Source organism: Methylobacterium variabile (assembly GCF_001043975.1).
GTDB lineage: Bacteria > Pseudomonadota > Alphaproteobacteria > Rhizobiales > Beijerinckiaceae > Methylobacterium > Methylobacterium variabile.
The window spans coordinates 1-2041 of the sequence record NZ_LABY01000364.1 but is presented as its reverse complement, the minus strand read 5'-3'; the positions used below and the strand labels follow the sequence as shown (position 1 = coordinate 2041).

Below are 2041 nucleotides of genomic sequence, written 5' to 3'. Positions count from 1 at the left end.
AAAACCTAAGCGCGGCGGTATTATAGGTGTTTTCGTTACACGCGAACTCGCTCATTCCCGCCCGGACCTCGCGCGCGAGATCCGGGTAGCGGCCGATCACGACCGAGGTCTCGTTGATCAGGTCGAGTTGGGCGAGCCACTCCATCTCCTTCCCGGCGCGGTGCGCCCAGGCCTTCTCGGCGTTGCTGGCGTGCTGGCGCGGCCGACCCGCCTTGCCCTTGCGGGGCACCACGCCCATGCCGGGCAGCGGTTCGACTGCGGCCCCGGCGAACAGGTTCGCCATCCACTCGGCCGTGTCCCGGTCCATGACGACGACGCGCTTGGGCGTGGCGTCGGCAGGATTGCGGATCGAGCAGCGCATTACCGCCTGATAGACGGCGGTACGGTAGTGGGCGGTGCGCACCTCCTCGCCGTTGATCCCGTAGCTTTCCAGGAAGTGGAAGTGCGCGGGCGACGGGTTAAGGGCGGAGAGCACCACCACGTTGTGGAAGCCCTGGTAGTCGTTGAGACCGTGGGGCATGTTGGGCAGCCGCTCGGCCTTGGTCTTGACCCCGGGCTCGTCGAAGAAGGTGTTGGGCAGGTCCTTGTTGCCCATCCAGAGGTAGGGCTCGTCCGCGAACAGGGCGAGAGTCGCGCCCGCGATCAGATCGAGCAACTTGACGTCGTCCTCCACAGCTTCACAGCGCACTTGCTTGTCGCGATACGTCTTCGACCACGCCTCCTCGCACGCGTAGTAGAAGGTGATGCGCTCGCCGTGCTCGTGCTGCTGGTAGCGCAGATCCCGGCTCAAGCGCTTGGAGACGGGCTTGAGCTTGACACGCTGGGCGGCGAGCAGGCGGAAGAACATCGTGTCCTGCATGCAGGCAGACGCCACCACCACCTTCTTGAAGCCCGCGAAGGCCAGAGGCTTCAGGGTCGAGTAGGTGATCAGGGTCCCGCGGGCCTCGCCCCCGAGCAGGCGCTCGAATTGGCTCTGGTGGACGTGGACGTCCCAGATCTTCGACTCGATGCGCAGGGCCAGAGGCTTGAAGAGTTCGAGCACGTCGTCCCGACGCGCGTTACGAGCGATCTTCCTGATGCTCATCAGGCGGCCTCCTCGTCGTCGACGGGAGGCTTGTTCATGGCGAGCGTGCCGTAGGCCGCGCCGCCTGGGATCAGGGAGAAATGGTCGGTGATCAGGGCGTGGGTGTCGGGCAGCCGCCACTCCTCGAACACGTCGACTTGCGGCACCTCGTCCATCAGGAGGATCCAGTCGGCACGGTTCTCGATGTAGGGGACCCTGGCGAAGGCCGCGTGGGTGATGAAGAGGATCTCGCCGTCACCGCGCTCGGCGGCCTTGAAGTGCTCGACAAGGGCAGCGATCACCGACTGATCCTGCACGGCGTCGCCGTGGATGGCCCTCACCGCGTAGCTGGGATCGAGGGGCGTGAGTTCATGCTCGATGGTCTTGTCGATGAGCAGCTTCGTGGGCTGAACGAAGAGCACCTTGTGGCCGTAACGGGCGAGCCTGTCAGCGTAGCGGCTGTACGCACGGGTCTTGCCCGCGCCCGCCAGGCCGTCGAAGTAGTAGATGTCCATGAAGGTAACCGACGAAAACCCGTGAGGGTAGCGGCACCTTGCGGGTTGATGGACAGCAAGCCGCTCGCGACGGCGCCACGAGCGCAATGATGCCCGGTGCGATCATTCGGTGTCGCGAACGAAGAACGGTTCCCCAACAGGGGCCTGAGCACCAAACGTGCCTGGGGTGCTTGTTGCTGATCGGCAGGCTCCGGGTCAACTAACAAACGGCGGCTACCGACACCCTGTCACCCGAGCGCAACACCCGGCTGGATGGTCGCTCAGTCCGACGACACGGAAGAGGGTTGGGATGACGAGGCCGTTCGTGACTCGCCTGACTGGTCCTAAAAACCAGTCCTAACGCCCCTCTCGGGAGAGTGCGAAAAACGGCAAAAAGCTCAATGATTACACCGCATGGCGCGCCCTACGGGACTCGAACCCGTGTTTTCGCCGTGAAAGGGCGACGTCCTAGACCGCTAGACGA

General features: G+C 64.2%; 2 protein-coding genes and 1 tRNA gene. All 3 read right to left on the bottom strand.

Annotated elements, in window-relative coordinates:
• Nucleotides 1-1084 (bottom strand): hypothetical protein (locus VQ02_RS32985; protein WP_048448498.1); only part of this gene is annotated, 1084 nt, incomplete at its 3' end.
• Nucleotides 1084-1578: a DEAD/DEAH box helicase family protein gene (locus VQ02_RS32980; protein WP_048448497.1), complete on the bottom strand. Its 495-nt coding sequence runs from the start codon at nucleotides 1576-1578 to the stop codon at nucleotides 1084-1086. The genes VQ02_RS32985 and VQ02_RS32980, both read right to left, overlap by 1 nt.
• Nucleotides 1579-1972: 394 nt before the next feature.
• A tRNA-Glu gene (locus tag VQ02_RS32975) sits at nucleotides 1973-2040 on the bottom strand.
• Between the last annotated feature and the right edge of the window lies 1 nt (nucleotide 2041).

Excerpts from the sequence above, each read along its gene's own strand:
- VQ02_RS32980 (WP_048448497.1), bottom strand. The coding sequence starts at position 1,578 with ATGGACATCTACTACTTCGACGGCCTGGCGGGCGCGGGCAAGACCCGT.